Source organism: Pinisolibacter sp. DMC100, from assembly GCF_056313705.1.
Window position 1 is genome coordinate 1,405,632 of the sequence record NZ_JBQUZT010000001.1, and the last position, 19,754, is coordinate 1,425,385.

Annotated in this window: 17 protein-coding genes; 9 read left to right on the forward strand and 8 right to left on the reverse strand. The window is 71.1% G+C overall.

All coding sequences use genetic code 11. The annotated features are described in order from the left end of the window. The first annotated feature begins 43 nt into the window (after positions 1-43). Positions 44-778, forward strand: coding sequence for a UTRA domain-containing protein (locus ACT541_RS06465; RefSeq protein WP_476135209.1), 735 nt, complete (start codon positions 44-46; stop codon positions 776-778). Positions 779-781: 3 nt separating this feature from the next. Here the strand turns inward: ACT541_RS06465 and ACT541_RS06470 are convergent, their stop codons facing one another. Further along, a complete protein-coding gene (locus ACT541_RS06470; RefSeq protein WP_476135210.1) occupies positions 782-2,149 on the reverse strand; it encodes a formimidoylglutamate deiminase in 1,368 nt (455 codons plus the stop codon). 110 nt (positions 2,150-2,259) lie between these two features. Here ACT541_RS06470 and hutI point away from each other — a divergent pair, with 110 nt between their 5' ends. The 4 genes from hutI to hutU all read left to right on the forward strand — a co-directional run bounded on the left by hutI (position 2,260) and on the right by hutU (position 7,801). Continuing rightward, positions 2,260-3,471: an imidazolonepropionase gene (gene hutI / locus ACT541_RS06475; protein ID WP_476135212.1), complete on the forward strand. Its 1,212-nt coding sequence runs from the start codon at positions 2,260-2,262 to the stop codon at positions 3,469-3,471. A gap of 3 nt (positions 3,472-3,474) precedes the next feature. Continuing rightward, positions 3,475-5,031 carry a histidine ammonia-lyase gene (gene hutH / locus ACT541_RS06480; protein WP_476135214.1) on the forward strand — a complete coding sequence of 519 codons (1,557 nt, stop codon included), beginning with the start codon at positions 3,475-3,477 and terminating at the stop codon, positions 5,029-5,031. Then, on the forward strand, positions 5,028-5,843 hold the full coding sequence (gene hutG, locus ACT541_RS06485; protein ID WP_476135216.1) for an N-formylglutamate deformylase: 816 nt from the start codon (positions 5,028-5,030) through the stop codon (positions 5,841-5,843). The genes hutH and hutG overlap by 4 nt, the downstream gene beginning before the upstream one ends. A 278-nt stretch (positions 5,844-6,121) precedes the next feature. Then, entirely contained in the window at positions 6,122-7,801 is a 1,680-nt protein-coding gene (gene hutU / locus ACT541_RS06490) for a urocanate hydratase (RefSeq protein WP_476135218.1), read from the forward strand. 63 nt (positions 7,802-7,864) lie between these two features. Here hutU and ACT541_RS06495 read toward each other — a convergent pair whose 3' ends face one another. The 4 genes from ACT541_RS06495 to ACT541_RS06510 form a co-directional block, all read right to left on the reverse strand. Beyond that, complete coding sequence (locus tag ACT541_RS06495; protein WP_476135220.1) at positions 7,865-8,347, reverse strand: Dps family protein; 483 nt, start codon at positions 8,345-8,347, stop codon at positions 7,865-7,867. Between the two features lie 57 nt (positions 8,348-8,404). Beyond that, on the reverse strand, positions 8,405-9,337 hold the full coding sequence (locus ACT541_RS06500) for a ZIP family metal transporter (protein WP_476135222.1): 933 nt from the start codon (positions 9,335-9,337) through the stop codon (positions 8,405-8,407). A gap of 202 nt (positions 9,338-9,539) precedes the next feature. Next, complete coding sequence (locus ACT541_RS06505) at positions 9,540-10,655, reverse strand: branched-chain amino acid ABC transporter substrate-binding protein (protein WP_476135224.1); 1,116 nt, start codon at positions 10,653-10,655, stop codon at positions 9,540-9,542. A gap of 308 nt (positions 10,656-10,963) precedes the next feature. Next, positions 10,964-11,491 (reverse strand): DUF3124 domain-containing protein, encoded by a 528-nt coding sequence (locus tag ACT541_RS06510; protein ID WP_476135226.1) that lies wholly within the window; start codon positions 11,489-11,491, stop codon positions 10,964-10,966. 152 nt (positions 11,492-11,643) lie between these two features. Here ACT541_RS06510 and ACT541_RS06515 point away from each other — a divergent pair, with 152 nt between their 5' ends. After that, entirely contained in the window at positions 11,644-12,606 is a 963-nt protein-coding gene (locus tag ACT541_RS06515) for an ArgK/MeaB family GTPase (protein WP_476135227.1), read from the forward strand. A 187-nt stretch (positions 12,607-12,793) separates the two neighbouring features. Further along, complete coding sequence (locus ACT541_RS06520; protein WP_476135228.1) at positions 12,794-13,819, forward strand: hypothetical protein; 1,026 nt, start codon at positions 12,794-12,796, stop codon at positions 13,817-13,819. Between the two features lie 70 nt (positions 13,820-13,889). On the opposite strand, the gene nadC is transcribed toward ACT541_RS06520, so the two are convergent. The 3 genes from nadC to nadA all read right to left on the reverse strand — a co-directional run bounded on the left by nadC (position 13,890) and on the right by nadA (position 17,723). Continuing rightward, entirely contained in the window at positions 13,890-14,768 is an 879-nt protein-coding gene (gene nadC, locus ACT541_RS06525) for a carboxylating nicotinate-nucleotide diphosphorylase (protein WP_476135230.1), read from the reverse strand. Continuing rightward, a complete protein-coding gene (locus tag ACT541_RS06530; RefSeq protein WP_476135231.1) occupies positions 14,765-16,390 on the reverse strand; it encodes an L-aspartate oxidase in 1,626 nt (541 codons plus the stop codon). Before ACT541_RS06530 ends, nadC begins: the two co-directional genes overlap by 4 nt. A gap of 76 nt (positions 16,391-16,466) precedes the next feature. Next, positions 16,467-17,723 (reverse strand): quinolinate synthase NadA, encoded by a 1,257-nt coding sequence (gene nadA / locus ACT541_RS06535; RefSeq protein ID WP_476135233.1) that lies wholly within the window; start codon positions 17,721-17,723, stop codon positions 16,467-16,469. Between the two features lie 301 nt (positions 17,724-18,024). On the opposite strand from nadA, the gene ACT541_RS06540 reads away from it, so the two are divergent. Together ACT541_RS06540 and arsC are read left to right on the forward strand one after the other, a co-directional pair. Further along, complete coding sequence (locus ACT541_RS06540; RefSeq protein ID WP_476135235.1) at positions 18,025-19,260, forward strand: MFS transporter; 1,236 nt, start codon at positions 18,025-18,027, stop codon at positions 19,258-19,260. Positions 19,261-19,339: 79 nt separating this feature from the next. Next, positions 19,340-19,690 carry an arsenate reductase (glutaredoxin) gene (arsC, locus tag ACT541_RS06545; protein ID WP_476135237.1) on the forward strand — a complete coding sequence of 117 codons (351 nt, stop codon included), beginning with the start codon at positions 19,340-19,342 and terminating at the stop codon, positions 19,688-19,690. The last annotated feature ends 64 nt before the right edge of the window (positions 19,691-19,754 follow it).

Consider the following 19,754-nt stretch of genomic DNA (forward strand, 5'->3'; position numbering starts at 1 on the left):
TTCGAAAGCCCTTCGGGTCGTCACGGCAACGGCGACGCGACGCATGCAGCAACTCGGAGACCTCGACGGCCGTGGGCCGCTCTGGCAGCAGATCCGCCGAGCCCTGCTCGAGCCGATCCGCGACGGCCGTTGGAAGCCGCACGCCAAGATCCCGAAGGAACTCGAGATCATGGAGCGCTACGGCGCCGCCCGCATGACGGTGAACCGTGCGCTCGGCAGCCTCGCCGCGGAGGGCATCGTCACGCGGAAGAAGCGCGCCGGCACAGTCGTCGCCGATCGCCCGCCGGAGCGGCCGCTGCTGGAGATCTGGGACATCGTCGCCGAGGTCGAACGGCTCGGCGGCACCTACGGTTTCGAGATCCTCGACCGCGCCCGCCTCGAGCCCGACGACCCGGAAGCCGCCCCCCTCGGCCTCGACGAGGGCGCGCCGGTGCTGCGCCTCCTCGTCCGCCACATGTCGGACGGCGCGGCGCTGCAGATCGAGGAACGGCTGATCAATCTCGCCGCCGTGCCGGAAGCGGCGGACGAGCCCTTCGCCACCCGCCCGCCGAGCGCCTGGCTGCTCGCCCACGTGCCGTGGTCGGACGCCGAGCACGTCATCTCGGCCGAAGGCGCGAGCCGCGAGACGGCGGCCTTGCTGACGGTGAAGACCGGCACCGCCTGTCTGGTGGTGGAGCGCCGCACCTGGCGCGACGGCGTGCCGATCACCTGGGCGCGCTTCGTCCACCCCGGCGACAAGCGTCGCCTCGTCGGCCGGTTTCGCTCGGGTGCAGGGTGAGCCTCACCCGGCCATCTCCGCCAGTGCCTCGACCGTGCGCCGATGCGCCGCCTCGACCTGCCCGCGGGCGACGTGGCGGCCGTCGGTGACCACTTGCCGGCCCGCGGCCCATACGGCGCGGACCGGGTTCGTCGCCGACGCGAAGATCCAGGCGTCGAGCACCGCATCGTCGCGGCGGCCGAAGAGGGCAGGGTGGTCGGCGTCGAGCACCACGAAGTCCGCGGCGGCGCCGACGGTGAGCCCGCTCAGCCCCCGCCCCAGCGCCCGCCCGCCGCCGGCGAGCGCCGCGTCGAACAGAGAGCGCCCGGTCGACCGCGGCGGCTCGGCGAGGCGGTTGCGGGCGCGATCGACGAGGCGTTGGCTCTGTTCCAGCAGACGCAGCTCCTGCGGCAGCGAGATCAACACGTTGGAATCGCTGCCGACCCCGTAGCGACCGCCACGGGCGCGGAAATCGACGGCGGGGAAGACCCCGTCGCCGAGATCGGCCTCGGTGATCGGGCAGAGGCCGGCGACCGCGCCCGAAGCGGCGATGCGGCCGATCTCTTCGTCCGTCACGTGGGTCGCATGGACGAGGCACCAGCGCGCGTCGACCTCGGCCAGATCGAACAGCCGTTCGACCGGCCGCCGCCCCGTCGCGGCGAGGCAGTCCTCGACCTCGCCCACCTGCTCGGCGACGTGGATGTGCACCGGCCCGGCCGGATGGGCCGCCAGCAGCGCGGCGAGCTCCGGCCCGTTCACCGCCCGGAGCGAATGCGGTGCGATGCCGACGCAGGCCCCGGCGAGCGGCGCCACGGCGCGGGCGGCGCCTTCGTGCAGTCGGGCGAAGAGGTCGAGATCGCTGGCGAAGCGCCGCTGGCCCGGTCCGGTCGGCCGGTCGTCGAAGCCGCCGTGGGCATAGAAGACCGGCAGCAGCGTCAGGCCGATCCCGGTCGCCGCCGCCGCTTGCGCCACCGCGAAGGCCATTTCCGCCGGCTCGTCGTAGGGCCGGCCGTCGGCGGCGTGGTGGAGATAGTGGAACTCGGCGACGGCGGTGAAACCGCTCTCCATCATCTCGACCTGCGCCATCGCCGCGAGCGCCGCGAGGTGCTCCGGCGTCATGGCGAGGGCGAAGCGGTACATCGCCTCGCGCCAGGTCCAGAAGTGATCCTCCGCCCCCGACCCGCGCCGCTCGGCGAGGCCGGCGAAGCCGCGTTGGAAGGCGTGGGAATGAAGATTGCCGACGCCCGGCACCATGACGCCGGCGACGCGCGGCGCCTCGCCCGCCTCCGCGCCGGGGGCGACCGCGACGATGCGGCCGTCCCGCCAGGAGACGCGGACGTCGTCGCGCCAGCCCTGCGGCGTCAGAGCCCGTTCGAAGATCGCGGTCTCCATCGTCGGCGTCCTCTCGCGAATATTATGTCTAGACATATTGACAGAAGCGGCGACCCGGAGCAAGGTCCTGATCGATTGAAATCGGATGTCCTCCAACCGGCGGCATGCCCATGGCCTTCGACGTCGACACGCTCTGGATCAACGCCCGCCTCGCCACCATGGCGGCGGATCGGTCGGGCCTCGGTGTGATCGCCGACGGCGCCGTCGCCGCGCGGGCCGGCCGCATCGCCTTCGTCGGACCGCGCGCCGATTTGCCGGCGGATCTGAAGGCCACGTCGACCGTCGACTGCGACGGCCGCTGGATCACCCCCGGCCTGATCGACTGCCACACCCATCTCGTCCATGCCGGCAACCGCGCGCGTGAGTTCGAGGCCCGGCTCGAGGGCGCGACCTATGCCGAGATCGCCACCGCCGGCGGCGGCATCGCCGCGACGGTGCGGGCGACGCGGGCGGCGAGCCTCGACACCCTCGTCGCCGAGAGCCTGCCGCGCCTCGATCGGCTGATCGCCGACGGCGTCACCACGGTCGAGATCAAGTCCGGCTATGGACTGGAACCCGCCGCCGAGCGACGCATGCTCGAGGCCGCCCGCCGGCTCGGCGCGATCCGCGACGTCGGCGTCGCCACCACCTTCCTCGGCGCCCACGCCCTGCCGCCGGAGGCAAAGGGCGACAAGACGGCGTACCTCGACACCGTCGTCGCCATGATCGAGGCCTTCGCCGGCGAAGGGCTGATCGATGCGGTCGATGCCTTCTGCGAGACGATCGCCTTCTCGCCCGACGAAGTCGCCCGCGTCTTCGAAGCCGCGACGCGCGCCGGCCTGCCGGTGAAGCTCCATGCCGACCAACTGTCGAACCTCGGCGGCGCCGGGCTCGCGGCGCGGTTTGCGGCGCTCTCGGCCGATCATCTCGAATGGACCGGCGAGGCCGGCGCGGCGGCCATGTCGGCGGCCGGGACGGTCGCGGTGCTGCTGCCGGGCGCCTTCCACATGTTGCGCGAGACACGCCTGCCGCCGATCGCGGCCTTCCGCCGTCACGGCGTGGCGATGGCGGTTGCGACCGACTGCAACCCCGGCACCTCGCCGATGACCTCGCTGCTGCTCGCCATGAACTTTGCCGCGGTGCGCTTCGGCCTGACGGTCGAGGAATGCCTCCTCGGCGTCACCCGCCACGCCGCCCGCGCGCTGGGGCGGGCGGACACGATCGGCACGTTGGAGGCCGGCAAGGCCTGCGATCTGGCGATCTGGTCGGTCGAGAGCCTCGCCGCCCTCGTCGAGGCGCTCGGCGCCCTTCCCCTTCACGCACGCATCCGCAACGGACGGTGACCCATGACGACGAACTCCGTGACCCTCGTACCCGGCAACGTGACGCTCGCCGAATGGCGCGCCGTCTCGGCCGGCGCCGCGGTCTCGCTCGATGCCTCCGCCGTGCCGGCGATCGAGGCGGGGGCGCGGGCGGTCGCTGCGATCGTCGCCGCCGGCGCGCCGGTCTACGGCATCAACACCGGCTTCGGCAAACTCGCCTCGGTCCGGATCGACGACGCCGATCTCGAGCAACTCCAGCGCAATCTGGTGATCAGCCACGCCTCCGGCGTCGGCGAACCGCTCGCCCCGGCGATCGTCCGGCTGATGATGGCGCTGAAGCTCGCCAATCTCGGTCAGGGCGCCTCGGGCGTGAGGCTCGAGACCGCCCGCCTGCTCGAGGCGATGCTGGCGCGCGACGTGCTGCCGCTCGTCCCGGCCCAAGGCTCGGTCGGCGCCTCGGGCGATCTCGCGCCGCTCTCCCACATGACGGCGGCGATGATCGGCGTCGGCGAGGCCTTCTTCCGCGGCGAGCGGATGGCGGCGGCGGACGCGCTGGCGCGTGCCGGCCTCGCGCCCGTCGTGCTCGGGCCGAAGGAGGGTCTGGCGCTCCTCAACGGCACCCAGTTCTCGACCGCCAACGCCCTCCACGCCCTCTTCGGCGCCGAGCGGGTGCTGCGCGCCGCGCTGGTGGTGGGCGCACTGACGACCGACGCGGCCAAGGGCTCCGACGGTCCCTTCGACATACGCATCCAGAGCCTGCGCCGCCACCCCGGCCAGATCGAGACGGCGGCGACGCTGCGCGCGCTGATGGCCGGCTCCGCCATTCGGGCCAGCCACGGCACCGGCGACGACCGCATCCAGGACCCCTATTGCCTGCGCTGCCAGCCGCAGGTGATGGGCGCCGCCCTCGACATCCTGCGTTCCGTCGCCGTGACGCTGGAGCGCGAGGCGAACGGCGTCACCGACAATCCGCTGATCTTCGTCGATGCCGACGGCCGGCCCGAGGCGATCTCCGGCGGCAACTTCCACGCCGAGCCGGTCGCCTTCGCCGCCGATATCGTCGCGCTGGCACTGTGCGAGATCGGCTCGATCGCCGAACGCCGCGTGTCGTTGCTGGTCGACCCGGTGCTGTCGCGCCTGCCGGCCTTCCTCACGCCGCGGCCGGGGCTGAACTCCGGCTTCATGATCCCGCAGGTGACGGCGGCGGCGCTGGTCTCCGAGAACAAGCAGATGGCCCATCCGGCGAGCGTCGATTCGATCCCGACCTCGGCCAATCAGGAAGACCACGTCTCGATGGCCGCCCACGGCGCCTATCGGCTGCATCGCATGGTGCGCAACGTGGCGAACGTGCTGGCGATCGAGCTGCTCGCCGCCGCGCAAGGCTGCGACTTCCACGCGCCGCTCACCTCGAGCCCGGTGCTCGAGCGCGTCCGCGCCGCGGTGCGCGCCCGCGTGCCGACGCTCGACGACGACCGCTTCTTCGCCCCCGACATCGCCGCGGCGACGGCGATGATCCTCGACGGCACGATCGAGGCCGCCGCCGCCTCCGTGGATCTCCCCGAACTGGACGTGGCGCCATGACCGAAGCCGATTTCGTCACGATCGAGCGCGGCACGGCGCCGCTGATCCTGACCTTCCCGCACGCCGGCACCGGCCTCGCCGGCCTCGACGATCGCTTCGTCTCGCCCTGGCGCGCCCGGCGCGACGCCGATTGGCACGTCGATCGGCTCTATGCCTTCGCCCGCTCGCTCGGCGCGGCGCTGATCGGCACGACCGTGTCGCGCTCGGTGATCGACCTCAACCGCGATCCGTCGGGTGCCTCGCTCTATCCGGGCCAGATGACGACCGGCCTCTGCCCGACCGAGACCTTCGACGGCGAACCGCTCTATTCCCCCGGCGCCGAGCCCGACGCCGCCGAGATCGAAGAGCGTCGCGCCCGTTGGTTCGACCCGTGGCACGCCGCCCTCGACGGCGAGATCGCGCGGCTCCGCGTGCTCCACGAGCGCGTCGTCCTCTACGACTGCCACTCGATCCGCTCGACGATCCCGCGCCTTTTCGACGGCCGTCTGCCGCAGTTCAACATCGGCACCAACGGCGGGGTGGCCTGCGATCCGGCGCTGACCGCGGCGGTCGCCGCCCCTTGCGCGGCGAGCAACCTCGGCCATGTCGTCGACGGTCGGTTCAGGGGCGGCTGGATCACCCGCAGCCGCGGCCGGCCCGAGACGGGCGTCCATGCCATCCAGATGGAACTGGCGATGCGGGGCTACCTGCGCGAGCCGGTGGCGATCGATCCGACCAACTGGCCGCCGTCCTTCGACGAGACCTGGGCCGAACCCGTCGCCGACACCCTGCGCAGCGTGCTCGCGGGCGCGCTCGCTTTCGCGCGGGGGTGACGGGGCCTGCGGCTCTCGGCGAGCCGCGGTTGCCCCCCTCCCTGTCCCTCCCCCTCGAGGGGGGAGGGGACGCAGGAGGCGAGGCCGCCGTTCCGCCGCCTCTGCCGGCGCTGCCGCCGCCGCAGCCGAGACGACGGCGCGCGGTCGGGATTTCGGCGAGCGCCACGATTCTTCCCTCCCCCCTCGAGGGGGAGGGCCAGGGAGGGGGGCTGGACGTCTCCCCGACCGACGCACATCACGACGAGTCATCCGACGAACCTGCCCGAGGAAACGCCCCCATGACCGGCCCAAAGACCCGCATCGACAATGCCCGCGTCGTCCGAGCCCCGCGCGGGGCCGAGAAGTCCGCCAAGAGCTGGCAGACCGAGGCCGCCCTCAGGATGCTGATGAACAATCTCGATCCTGAGGTCGCCGAGCGGCCGTCCGATCTCGTCGTCTACGGCGGGATCGGCCGGGCTGCGCGCGACTGGGAGAGCTTCGATCGCATCGTCGAGACGCTGCGTCGGCTGGAGGACGATCAGACGCTGGTGGTGCAGTCGGGCAAGCCGGTCGGCGTCTTCCGCACCCATGCCGACGCGCCGCGCGTCCTCATCGCCAACTCCAATCTGGTGCCGCGCTGGGCGACCTGGGAGCATTTCGACGAGCTCGATCGCAAGGGTCTGATGATGTACGGCCAGATGACGGCCGGCTCGTGGATCTACATCGGCAGCCAGGGCATCGTTCAGGGCACCTACGAGACCTTCGCGGAAGCCGCGCGGCGCCATCACGGCGGCTCGTGGCAGGGCCGTTGGATCCTGACCGGCGGCCTCGGCGGCATGGGCGGCGCTCAGCCGCTCGCCGCCACCATGGCCGGCGCCTCCTGCCTCGCGGTCGAATGCCGGCCGTCGAGCATCGATTTCCGCCTGCGCACCGGCTATCTCGATGCCCGCGCCGACACGCTCGACGAGGCGATGGCGATGATCGAGCGCGCCCGCCTCGACGGGCGGCCGATCTCGGTCGGCCTGCTCGGCAACTGCGCCGAGGTCCTGCCCGAGATGCGCCGCCGCGGCATCCGCCCCGACCTCGTCACCGACCAGACCTCGGCCCATGACCCGGTCAACGGCTATCTGCCGGCCGGTTGGACGCTGGAGGAGTGGGAGAGCCGCCGGGCGAGCGACCCGAAGGGCGTCGCCAAGGCCGCCCGCGCCGCGATGGCGATCCATGTCGAGGCGATGCTCGGCTGGTGGCGCGACGGCGTGCCGGTCACCGACTACGGCAACAACATCCGCCAGATGGCGCTGGAGGAGGGCGTCGCGGACGCCTTCGCCTTCCCGGGCTTCGTCCCGGCCTACATCCGCCCGCTGTTCTGCCGCGGCGTCGGCCCCTTCCGCTGGGCGGCACTCTCCGGCGACCCCGAGGACATCGCCCGGACCGACGCCAAGGTGAAGGAGCTGATCCCCGACGACGCCCATCTCCACAACTGGCTCGACATGGCGGCAGAGCGGATTCGGTTCCAGGGCCTGCCGGCGCGGATCTGCTGGGTCGGCCTCGGCGATCGCCATCGCTTGGGGTTGGCCTTCAACGAGATGGTGGCGCGAGGCGAGCTGAAGGCACCGATCGTCATCGGCCGCGATCACCTCGACAGCGGCTCCGTCGCCTCGCCCAACCGCGAGACCGAGGCCATGATGGACGGTTCCGACGCCGTCTCCGACTGGCCGCTCCTGAACGCGCTGCTCAACTGCGCCTCGGGCGCGACCTGGGTGTCGCTGCACCACGGCGGCGGCGTCGGCATGGGCTTCTCCCAGCACGCCGGCATGGTCATCGTCGCCGACGGCACCGAGGCGGCAGCCGCCCGTCTCGGCCGCGTGCTGTGGAACGACCCGGCGACCGGCGTCATGCGCCACGCCGACGCCGGCTACGACATCGCCCGCGACTGGGCGCGCCAGAAGGGGCTCGATCTGCCCGGCATCCTGGGTTGAAACGACGACGGCGCGACGGGGAGCCCGCCGCGCCGCGCCGCGTTTCGTTCCGTGCGTCTCGCCTCACTCCTCGAGCAGCGAACGCAGCATCCAGGCGGTCTTCTCGTGGACGTCGATGCGCTGGGTCAGGAGATCCGCCGTCGGCTGGTCGTCGGCGGCGTTGACCACCGGGAACAGCGCCCGCGCCGTGCGGGCGGTCGCCTCCTGGGCGGAGACCAGATGGCGGACCATGTCGAGCGCCTTCGGCACGCCCTCGACCTCGGCGATCGAGGCGCGCGCCACGAACTCCTTGTAGGTGCCGGGCGCCGGGAAGCCGAGCGAGCGGATGCGTTCGGCGATGGCGTCGAGGGCGGTCCACTGCTCGGTGTATTGCCCCATGAACATCAGGTGCAGCGTGTTGAACATCGGCCCCTTCACGTTCCAATGGAAATTGTGCGTCATCAGATAGAGCGTGTAGCTGTCGGCGAGGAGCGACGACAGGCCGTCGGCGATCGTCTTGCGGGTGGCCTCGTCGATGCCGATGTTGATCTGCGGAATGCCGGACATTCATTGTCTCCTGGTTGGGCGGCCGCGGCGATGCGTCGCCGTCGGCCGTGAAAGGGATCAGCCGAGGGTGGTGTCGAGCACCATCATCAGGGCGAAGCCGGCCATCAGTCCGACCGTCGCCGGGGTCTGGTGGCCGTTGCGATGGGTCTCGGGAATGACTTCGTGTGACACGACGAAGAGCATGGCGCCGGCGGCGAGCCCGAGGCCGGTCGGATAGGCGATCTCGAGCCCACCGGTCAGGCCGACGCCGAGCACCGCGCCGATCGGCTCGAGCAGGCCGGTCGCGACCGCCATGACGACCGAGCGCCCCGCCGAGAAGCCGGCGCCGCGCATCGCCAGCGCGACGGCGAGGCCCTCCGGAATGTCCTGCAGCGCGATGGCGGTGGTCAGCGGCAGGCCGACCGCCATGTCGGCATGGGAGAAGCCGACGCCGATCGCCATGCCCTCCGGCAGATTGTGGAGCGCGATGGCGAAGACGAAGAGCCAGACCCGGCCGAAACGCTCGGCGCCCGGGCCACAGGGACCGACGGTCTCGTGTTCGTGCGGGGTGAAGGCGTCGAGGCCGAGCATCAGCAGCACGCCGAGCCCCATGCCGGCGACCACGATCAGCGCCGCGATCGACTTCGAGCCGGAGAACGTGGTGCCGGCCTCGAGGCCGGGAATGATCAGCGAGAAGGCGGACGCCGCCAGCATCATGCCGGCCGCGCCGCCGAGCAGCACGTCGGAGAGCTTCTGCGGCATCTCGCGCAGCATCAGCGCCGGCAGGGCGCCGAGTGCCGTCGCCGCGAAACCGGCGAAGCCGCCGACGATGCCGAGCTTCAGTCCGTCCGAGGCCTCGCCCGCCAGAAGGTCGCGCAGGCTCGCCCCGAGCAGCACCAGCACCGCCGCCAGCGCCAGACCGAGGCCCGCCGCCGTCCCCGGGTTGCGCCGCACGTGCGCCCCGAGCGAGGCCGTCCAGGGCGCGTTCTCGATCCGTGATTCCATGGACATGACATCCTTCCCGCGCGAAGCGCCCGATGGCTCCGCGGCGATCCTGTTCCGACTTTATTGCGAATAATGTGCAAGAGCAAGAACGACGAGAGCGGGAAACGCCTGCGCGCTCCCCGCCCTCGTCGTGTCGGTCATGCGGCCGGGCCGAGCGGCCCGACAGAGAGACGTCGGCGCGCAGCCCGGGGCGGCGCGCCGGTCGGCCTCACTGCACCTCGGCGTAGTCGATCTTGCCGTCGGCGTTCTTCTTCCACTGGTAGACGACATAGGCCGGCGTGGTGATGTCGCCCTTGGCGTCGTAGGAGAGCGGGCCGACGACGGTCTTGAAGGTGCGGCCGGAGTGGATCTCGGCGGCGACCTTGGCGACGTCGGTCGACTTGGCGGCTTCCACCGCCTGCGCCCACACCTCGACGGCGGCGTAGGTGTAGAGCGTGAAGGATTCCGGCTCGATCTGCTTGGCGCGGAAGCGGGCGATCACTTCGGCGGCGCCGGCGATCTTGCGCGGATCGGGCGAGAAGGTCATCAGCGTGCCCTCGATGCCCGCATCGCCGGCGATCGCCGCGAGCTCGGCCGAGTTGATGCCGTCGCCGCCCATCAGCGGTGCCTTGACGCCCTGATCGCGCATCTGGCGGATGATCAGGCCGGCGTCGGCATGGGTGCCGCCGAAATAGACCACGTCGGCCTGGGCCGCCTTGATCTTGGAGACGAGCGCGCCGTAGTCCTTGTCGCCGCCGTTGACCGACTCGACCAGCACCGGCTTCATGCCGGCCGCCTCGAGCGCCTTGCGGGTCTCGTCCGACAGGCCCTTGCCGTAGGTGGTCTTGTCGTCGAGCACGGCGACCTTCTTGCCGGCGAAGGCCTTGGCGAGATAGGCGCCGGCCACCTTGCCCTGCTGATCGTCGCGGCCGCAGGTGCGGAACACGTTGGCGAGCTTGCGCTCGGTGTAGCTCGGGTTGGTGGTCGAGGGCGAGATCTGGATGATGCCGTTCTCGGCGTAGACGTCGGAGGCGGCGATCGACACGCCCGAGTTCAGGTGACCCGCGACGAACTTGACGCCGTCGCCCGCCATCTTGTTGGCGACCGAGACGCCCTGCTTGGGATCGGCCTGATCGTCGCCGACCTTGAGCTCGAGCTTCTGGCCGAGCACGCCGCCCTTGGCGGTGAGATCGGCGACCGCCATCTCGGCGCCGTTCTTCAGCTGCTGGCCGTAGACGGCGAGGGCACCGGTCATCGGGCCGGCGACGCCGATCTTGACCTGGGCATGGGCGGTGCCGGTGGCGAGCGCCAGCGCCAGGCCGGCGAGGATGAGGCGGGTCTTCATGTCTCGGGACGTCCTTCTTCTTCGTCGCGGCCTCCTCGGCCGTCGTCTTCGTCGCTTCCCTACGCCTGGACGAGCGCTCGAGAAGCGCCGTCGTCGCAGGGGAGAAATGCGCTCGAGACATGGGCACTCGGCCCGTTTCGCGCGCAATTTCTCCATATTGGGGCCGAACGGGGAAGAAACCAGTGCATTCGGGCCGGAAAATCGCCGTTCGCAGGGAAATTTACCCGAGCCCCGAAACGCCGTCGCGGCCATGGTCGAGCGACCGGGTCCGTAGCCTTGCGGACCCGGTTTCCGGCCGAAATCGGCCGTCAGCGCTCGACCTTGCGGCCGGTGGCGAGGAACGAGTAGCCCTGGGTTCCGTGGGAGGCGAGCATCACCGCCTCGACGATCGGCTCGATCGTCGCGGTCGGCGCCGTCCAGTCGACGACGAAATTGGCGCCGAGCCCGCCGCGAGTGTCGGGCTGGGCGACCACCACCTGCATCGTGCCGTAGGGCTTGAGCGAGACCGGCCGGTCGAGATGGGCCTCGACCAGCTTGCCGGCGGTGTCGAAATAGTCGATCCGCTCGATCACGATCGACCGGGTGGCCGAGCCGTTGTGGATCGACAGGGTGATCGAGAAGTCGATCCGCGTGCCGCCGCCCATCGCCATGACGCTGGAATAGACCGGCACGTAGGTCCGCCCCGGCAGACCGGAGACGCTCGCCGGCGCCGGTTCGATCGACGCGGCGAAAGGGGCGAGGGCGGGGGGAAGGTCGGTCGCCTGCTGCGCCCGCGCCGGCAGGGCGAGCGCGAGGAAGACGAGGGCCGTGGCGAGCCTCTTCGATGTTCCGTGCATGGCCGGCCTCCGATGGTTTCGTCGCCCTCCTGTCTAGCATGTCGACCGCCGCCGTCCATGCGGGCATTCCCGCCATAGACGAACCGGGGCATTCGCCGCCTTCGACCAACCGCCGCCTTTACGCGGCCCCCGCGCCGGGCCATGAAGCAGGCATGAACGCGCGCGCCTTCCCCACCCTCGCCACGATCCGCGCCGGCGGCAAGCCGGCCCTCGCCCGCGCCCTGACGCTGGTGGAGACGGCGCACGGCTCGGCCGAACTCGCTCGTCTCCTCGACGAGGCGGCGGAAGACGGCGCCGGCGACGTGCTGGGTCTCACCGGCCCGCCCGGCGTCGGCAAGTCGACGCTGACCAATGCCCTCATCCGCGAGGCGCGCGCGGCGGGCCGTACCGTCGGCGTCGTCGCGGTCGATCCCTCGTCGCGCTTCACCGGCGGCGCGCTGCTCGGCGACCGCACGCGGCTGCGCACCGATCCCGACGACCAGGGCGTCTTCGTCCGCTCGATGGCGGCGCGCGACCGGCTCGGCGGCCTCTCCGACCATGCGGTCGCGGCGATCGTGCTGATGCGGGCGGTCCACGACCTCGTGGTGGTGGAGAGCGTCGGCATCGGCCAGTCGGAGGGCGACATCGCCTTCGTCGCCGACACGGTGCTCCTGTGCATCCAGCCCGGATCGGGTGACAGTCTTCAGTTCATGAAGGCCGGCGTGATGGAGCTGCCCGACGTCGTCTGCGTCACCAAGGCCGACATGGGCGACCCCGCGCGCCGCGCCATGGCCGACGTCGCCGGCGCGCTGACGCTCGCCTCGCATCGGCCGGGCGACTGGATCGCCCCCGTCGTGCTCGTCTCCTCGACCGCCGGCACCGGCCTCGACGATCTCGCCACGGCGGTCGCGAGCCATCGCAGCTGGCTCGCCGAGGCCGGGCGCAAGGCGGCACGGCGTGGCGCGCAGGCCCGCCACTGGGTCGAGGACGCGATCCGCGTCCGCTTCGGGGCGCGCGGGCTCGCGGTGGTCGCGCGTGATCTCGAGCGCCCGGGGGAGGGCCCCTTCGGCGCCATCCGCCGGCTCGACGGCACGCTCTCCGGGCGACTTTCGGCCGAAGTCTCGCGTCCTTCGTAACCATGTCGTGCCGGGCCGAGCGGGGCGCGGACGGGCGAACGCGAGGAAATTCGCGGCTCCCCTCCCGCCTTTAACGCTTTCTCGAGGTTACCCGGCGATCATGACTTCGATCCGGAGGGAATCCGTGGACCGTGGCAGGACTGTCACGGGCGGGTTTCCGACGCGTTGTTCGGAGCTGGTATCGCGTATGCCGAATGATCGCCGTGGCCGTCACAAGGCCCGTCGGGTGAAGTCCGCCTCGCGCATGCGGGTGGCCCCCGTCCTCTTCTTTGGTCTCGTCGCCGCCGCCGTGCTGGGCAATGCCCCGTCGGGCGAGCCGCCGCTGCGTTGGGCCAACCGCAACGCCGACGTCTGGATGGCCGACTGGGACGGTGTGCGCGACGTGCGCCTCGCCGCCGCCGCCGCCGCGGTGCATCAGGCCGCCAACCAGCTGCCGCTCTCGATGGACGGCGCGGTGGTCGCGCCCAAGCCGATGGTCGCCGCCCGCGACGAGGCCGAGGCGAAGCCGACCGCGGTCGCCGCCACCGAGGTGAAGCCCGTCGTCGTCGCCACCGTCGACGTCAAGCCGATCGTCGTCGCCGAGGCCGATCAGCCGCCGCGCGACGTGCCCAAGGTGGTGCCCGACAACGTCATCGATCCCGACGTGACCGGTTCGGTGCCCTCGGCCCGGCAGGTGCCCCCGGCCGACCAGCGCCGCGTGCCGCCGACCATCAACCGCGGCGGCAAGTCCGATCGCCTCTATTCGCCGGCCCCACTCGGCCGCACCACCGATCGCGACATCTTCACCAAGCCGACGCTCGCCGTCGTGCCGCCGTCGCAGGACGGCTGGCCGCCGGTCGCCACCATCGCCTCCTGGACCGCGCCACAGTCGGAGAAGTCCCTGCCGCGCGTCGCCATCGTCAAGACGCCGGAGACCGATCGCGAGCCGATCGTCGTCGCCATGGTGCGCTCCGGCCCCGGCCGCGTCGTGACGCCGTCGGTGGTCGCCACCGTCTCGGTCGGCAAACCCGGTCACAACCGCGTGCTGCTGCCGCCGGTGCCGGAAGGCCAGGTGGCGCAGCTGCCGCCGCGCTCGCGCATCTGGGCTCAGCCCGACGTGCCGATGATGGGCTATGCCAACTCCAACGACGTCGAATATCGCTTCAAGTCGCTGCTCGGCGACGACGAGGCGGATGCCGCCGCCAAGACCGGCGACGACCAGCTGCCGCCGTGATCGCGATCGACGCGCTGAAAGACCAAGGGGGCCTCGCGGCCCCCTTTCTCGTGTTCCGTCGTCGTTGTGCTCAGCGCACGTCGATGTCGAGGCCGATGTCGAGCACCGGGGCGGAATGGGTGATCCAGCCGGTCGAGATCAGGTCGACGCCCGATTCCGCGATCGCCGCCACCGTGTCGGGGCCGACGCCGCCGGAGGCTTCCGTCACCGCGCGACCGGCGACGATGGCGACCGCCTGCCGCAGCACGTCCGGCCCCATGTTGTCGAGCAGCACCGCATCGGGGTGCTCGGTCATCGCCTCGCGCAGCTGATCGAGCGTGTCGACCTCGACCTCGATCTTGACGAGATGACCGACGAAGGCGCGCGCGCGCCGGATCGTCTCGGCGACCGAGCCGCAGACGGCGATGTGGTTGTCCTTGATCAGCACCGCGTCGTCGAGGCCGAAGCGGTGGTTCGCCCCGCCGCCGCACTTGACCGCGTATTTCTCGAAGGCACGCAGACCCGGCGTCGTCTTGCGGGTGCAGACGATCTTGGTCTTCGTGTGCGCGATGCGGTCGGCGAACATCGCGGTGGCCGAGGCGATGCCCGACAGGCGGCCGAGATAGTTCAGCGCCACCCGTTCGGCCGAGAGCACGGCGCGGGCCGAGCCCTCGACGCGGGCGATGACGTCGCCGGGCGAAACCCGGGTGCCGTCGCCGGCGAGTTCGGAGAAGCGGATCGCCGGATCCATCATCGCCATGGCGCGGCGGGCGAAGTCGATGCCGGCAACGACGCCGGTCTTGCGCGTCACGAAGGTGGCGACCGCCTTGGCCGACGGCGGGATCGTCGCCTGGGCGGTGATGTCGCCGGCGCGGCCGAGATCTTCGAGCAGCGCCGCCTCGACGGCGCGGTCGACCAGCAGGCGCGGCAGTTCGGGCAGAAAGGCGGGCGTCTCGGGCTTGGTCGTCATGCGGTCTCCGCCTCCCGCGCGACGGCGCCGGCGGTGATCGCCTTGGCCTCGTCGAGCGTCAAATAGGTGCGGCGCGCCTGCGCCGGATCGGTTTCGGGGAAGTCCGAGCGCCAGTGCCCGCCGCGGCTCTCTGTGCGGGCGAGCGCCGCCGCCGTCACCAGCCGCGCGGCGGTCAGCGTGTTGAGCGTGCCGACGTCGAGCCGGCCCCTGGCGAGCGCGTCGATCTGCGTCAGCGCGGTCGAGAGTCCTTCGCCGGTGCGGATCACGCCGACATGGGTCGCCATCACGTCGCGCACCGTCTCGACGACGTCGGAGGTGCCGCCGCCGGGTAGTTCGGCCTCCGCCTCGCCGCGGTCGATCGCCCAGCGGGCGACCTTCGGCGAGGGCAGCAGGCCCTGGATGTCGCGGGCGATGCGGGCGGCGAAGACCACGGCCTCGAGCAGCGAGTTCGAGGCCAGCCGGTTCGCCCCGTGGACGCCGGTCGAGGCGACCTCGCCGCAGGCCCACAGCCCGTCGACCGAGGTGCGGCCGTTGGCGTCGGAGAGCACGCCGCCCATGTGGTAGTGCTGCGCCGGCGCGACCGGGATCGGCGCGACGCGCGGGTCGAGCCCGGCCGAGGTGCAGGTCTCCCACACCGTCGGGAACTTCTTCGGAAAGGCCTCGCCCACCGCCTCGCGTGCGTCGAGGAAGGCACCGCGGCCGGCCATGCGCTCGGCATGGATGGCGCGGGCGACGACGTCGCGCGGCGCCAGCTCGAGGTCCTTGTGATAGTCGGCCATGAAGCGCCGGCCGTCGCGGTCGATCAGGATCGCGCCTTCGCCGCGCAGCGCCTCGGTGGCGAGCGGCGCCGGGTCGCGGCCGATGTCGATGGCTGTCGGGTGGAACTGCACGAATTCCGGATCGGCGACGATCGCCCCGATCCGCGCCGCCATGGCCAGCCCGTGGCCGTTGGCCTGCGGCGGGTTGGTCGTCACCCGGTAGAGATGGCCGATGCCGCCGGAGGCGAGCACCACGGCGTGGGCCGGGAACTCGACGGTGGTCAGTGCGCGCCCTTCGTTCGGCCGCGCCACCACGCCGCGGATCGAGCGGCCGTCGCGGGTCAGGCTCTCGGCGACGAAACCCTCGAGGATGCGGATCGACGGCGTCGCCTTGGCGCGTTCGACCAGCGTCGCCATGATCTCCTTGCCGGCTGCATCGCCGCGGACATGGACGATGCGCCGCTCCGAATGGGCCGCCTCGCGGCCGACGGCGAGTTTGCCGGCGCCGTCGCGATCGAAGGGCACGCCGAAGGCGAGGAGATCGGCGATGCGGGCCGCCGCCTCGCGCGTCATCAGCCCGGCGATCTTGGCGTCGACCGTGCCGGCACCCGCGGCGATCGTGTCGGCGAGGTGTTTGTCGGGATGGTCGCCGTCGGCGACCGCGGCCGCCATGCCGCCCTGCGCCCAATAGGACGAGCCGCCGCCTCCGAGCGGTGCGGCGGTCAGCACCGTCACCGGCCGTGGCGCCAGCATCAGGGCGCAGAAGATGCCGGCGAGCCCGCCGCCGATGATGACGACGTCGTCGATGCCGTCCTGCGTGCGGGGGCTCGCGAGTTCGTGGGAATGGGTGGTGGTCTGCGGCAACGGCGGGCCCTCCGGTCCGGCGCGTGCGTCCGGACGAGGGGGGAGGCGCGAGCCTCCCCTGCGGCCTCTGGCGAGGTCAGTTCTTCAGGTTGATCATGCGTTCGACCGCCGCCTTGGCGCGCTCGCCGACCGCGGGGTCGACGACGACCTCCTCGGTCATGTTCAGAAGCGCGTCGAGGATCTTCGGCAGGGTGATCCGCTTCATGTGCGGGCACAGATTGCACGGCCGCACGAACTCGATGCCCGGCGCCTCGCAGGAGACGTTGTCGGCCATCGAGCATTCGGTGATCAGCACCACGCGGGCGCCCTGCGGCAGCGTCTTGACGTAGTCGATCATCTTGGCGGTCGAGCCGGCGAAGTCGGCGGCGCCGATCACGTCCGGCGGGCACTCCGGATGGGCGATGATCGTGACGTTCGGATCGTCGGCGCGGTAGGCCTCGAGCTCGGCGCCGGTGAAGCGCTCGTGCACCTCGCAGGCGCCCTTCCAGGTGATGATCTTCACCTTGGAATTGGCCGCCACCCAGCGCGCCAGATACTGGTCGGGCAGGCAGATGACGCGGTCCGTGCCGAAGCTCTCGACCACCTCGATGGCGTTCGACGAGGTGCAGGTCATGTCGACCTCCGCCTTCACCTCGGCCGAGGTGTTGACATAGGCGACGATCGGCACGCCGGGGAAACGGCGACGCAGCAGACGGACGTCTTCTGCCGTGATCGACGCGGCGAGCGAGCAGCCGGCCTTGCCGTCGGGGATCAGCACGGTCTTCTCCGGCGCGAGCACCTTGGAGGTCTCGGCCATGAAGTGGACGCCGCCCTGGACGATCACCTCGGCGTCGGTCTTCGCCGCGAGGCGGGCGAGCTGCAGGCTGTCGCCGACGAAATCGGCGACGCAGTGGAAGATCTCCGGCGTCATGTAGTTGTGCGCCAGCACGACCGCCTTGCGGATCTTCTTCAGCTCGTTGATGGCGTGGACGTAAGGCGCATGGAACGGCCACTCGATCTCGGGGATCACGTGGGCGACCTTGGCGTAGAGATGGGCCGTCGCCTCGGCGATCTCGGGCGTGTACTCGAGGGTGGGCATCGGCAGCACGCCGAAGCGCTCGGCGGCGGTCTGCGGCTTCGCAACCTTCGCCGCCGGCTTGCGGGGGCTCGCCTTGCGGGGCGCGGCCTTGGCGGTCGCCTTGGTCGCGGCCTTGGCGCGCGGGGCGGGCTTGCCCGCGACCTTCTCGGCGGCGCCGGACTTCGTGCGCGTGCTCGCGGCGGCGCGGCGCGGGGCCTTCGCCTTCTTCGAGATCGCCTCGCCGGCCGTCACCTTGGCCTCGACCGCATCCGTCATTCCGTTTCTCCCCGAGGTCTTATGCTCATTTTGAGCATATATGAGACCCGAAAAAACACCGGCGAACACCCGGCGTTCGTCCCGTTACGCGGACGGCTGAAATATAGGGGCGTCGCTCCGGCTTGAACAGACCCCCGTCGCATGTCCGTCATGAAAATCGACGAGGCGGCGGGATCCATCAGCTCCGTAGATCGATCACCGCATCTCTTTTGACTTTTCGAACGTGTCCGGCCTGCGTATTCCTACGAAGAGAGGGACCGTCCGCGTCGCGCGCGAGGCCCCGGCGGAGGAGGAAATTCCGATGACCGGCAGCGAGCGCCCCGCGGGGCGGCATTTCCCCCTCTGGCTGATCGTCGTCTGCGGCTGCCTCATCGCCGCGATCAACTTCGGCCCGCGCTCGTCGATGGGCTTCTACCTGACGCCGATCACCGCCGAACGCGGCTGGGGACGCGAGACCTTCGCCCTCGCCATGGCCTGGCAGAACCTGCTGTGGGGCGTCGGCGCCATGGCCTTCGGCGCGGCGGCGGATCGCTTCGGCACCGCCAAGACGCTCGCCGTCGGCGCCGTGATCTATGCGATCGGCATCCAGTGGATGAGCTGGGCCTCGACGCCGCTCTCCTTCCATCTCGCCGGCGTCATGGTCGGTTTCGGCGTCGCCGGTTCCGCCTTCGGCATCGTCATGGCCGCCTTCGGCCGCGTCGTGACGCAGGAGAAGCGCAGCCTCGTCTTCGGCTTCGCCACCGCCGCCGGCTCCTTCGGCCAGTTCTTCTTCTCGCCGCTGACGCAAGGGCTGATCGTCAATTTCGGCTGGCACGACAGCCTGACCATCCTCGCCGCGATCATGGGCCTGATCCCGCTGCTGGCGATCCCGCTGCAGGGCAAGCCCGGCGCGCGCATGTTCCACGGCCACGACCAGTCGATCGGCGAGGCGCTCAAGGAGGCGCTCGGCCATCGCTCCTACGTGCTGCTGGTCGCCGGCTTCTTCGTCTGCGGCTTCCAGGTCGCCTTCATCACCACCCATTTCCCGGCTTATCTGCGCGACATCGGCATGGAGCCGAAGTGGGGCGTGATCTCGCTGATGCTGATCGGCGCCTTCAACGTCGTCGGCTCGCTCGGCTCCGGCATCCTCGGCATGCGCATCCCCAAGCGCTGGATCCTGAGCTTCATCTATTTCGCCCGCTCGGTGGTCTTCGTCCTCTTCCTGATGGCGCCGGCCTCGCCGGTGACGGTGGTGCTCTTCGCCGCCACCATGGGCATCCTGTGGCTCTCCACCGTGCCGCCGACCAACGCGCTGGTCGCGCTGATGTTCGGCACGCGCTACCTCGCCATGCTCGGCGGTCTGGTGTTCTTCTCCCACCAGGTCGGCTCGTTCCTCGGCGTCTGGCTCGGCGGCGCGCTCTACGACCTGAACAAGAGCTACGATCCGGTGTGGTGGATGGGCGTGGCGCTCGGCATCTTCGCCGGCCTCGTCCACCTGCCGATCCGCGAGCGCCCGGTCGACCGCGAACCCGCCGCGGTGCCCGCTCCGGCGGAATGAGAGGGTCGTCCCGGCGCGATTGCCCGGGACGGTCGCCTCGGCTATCCCTCGCGGACACCCACGTTCGCGAGGAGACCCCATGTCCGACGTCACCATCTGGCACAATCCGGCCTGCGGCACCTCGCGCAACGTGCTGGCGATCCTCCAGGAAGCCGGCGCCGCGCCGAAGGTCGTGCTCTATCTGAAGACGCCGCCGACGCGCGAGGAACTGGTCGCCCTCGTCGCGAAGATGGGCGTGCCGGTGCGCTCGATCCTGCGCGAGAAGGGCACGCCCTACGCCGAACTCGGCCTCGGCGATCCGGCCAAGACCGACGACGAGCTGATCGACGCCATCCTCGCCCATCCGATCCTGATGAACCGCCCGATCGTCTCGACGCCGAAAGGCGCGCGGCTCTGCCGTCCGGTCGAGAGCGTGCGCGAGCTGCTCTGAGGCTACGCCCGAGGTCGCCGTTGGCCCTGCGCCGTCGCGGGTCTATGATCGGCGAAACGGGAGG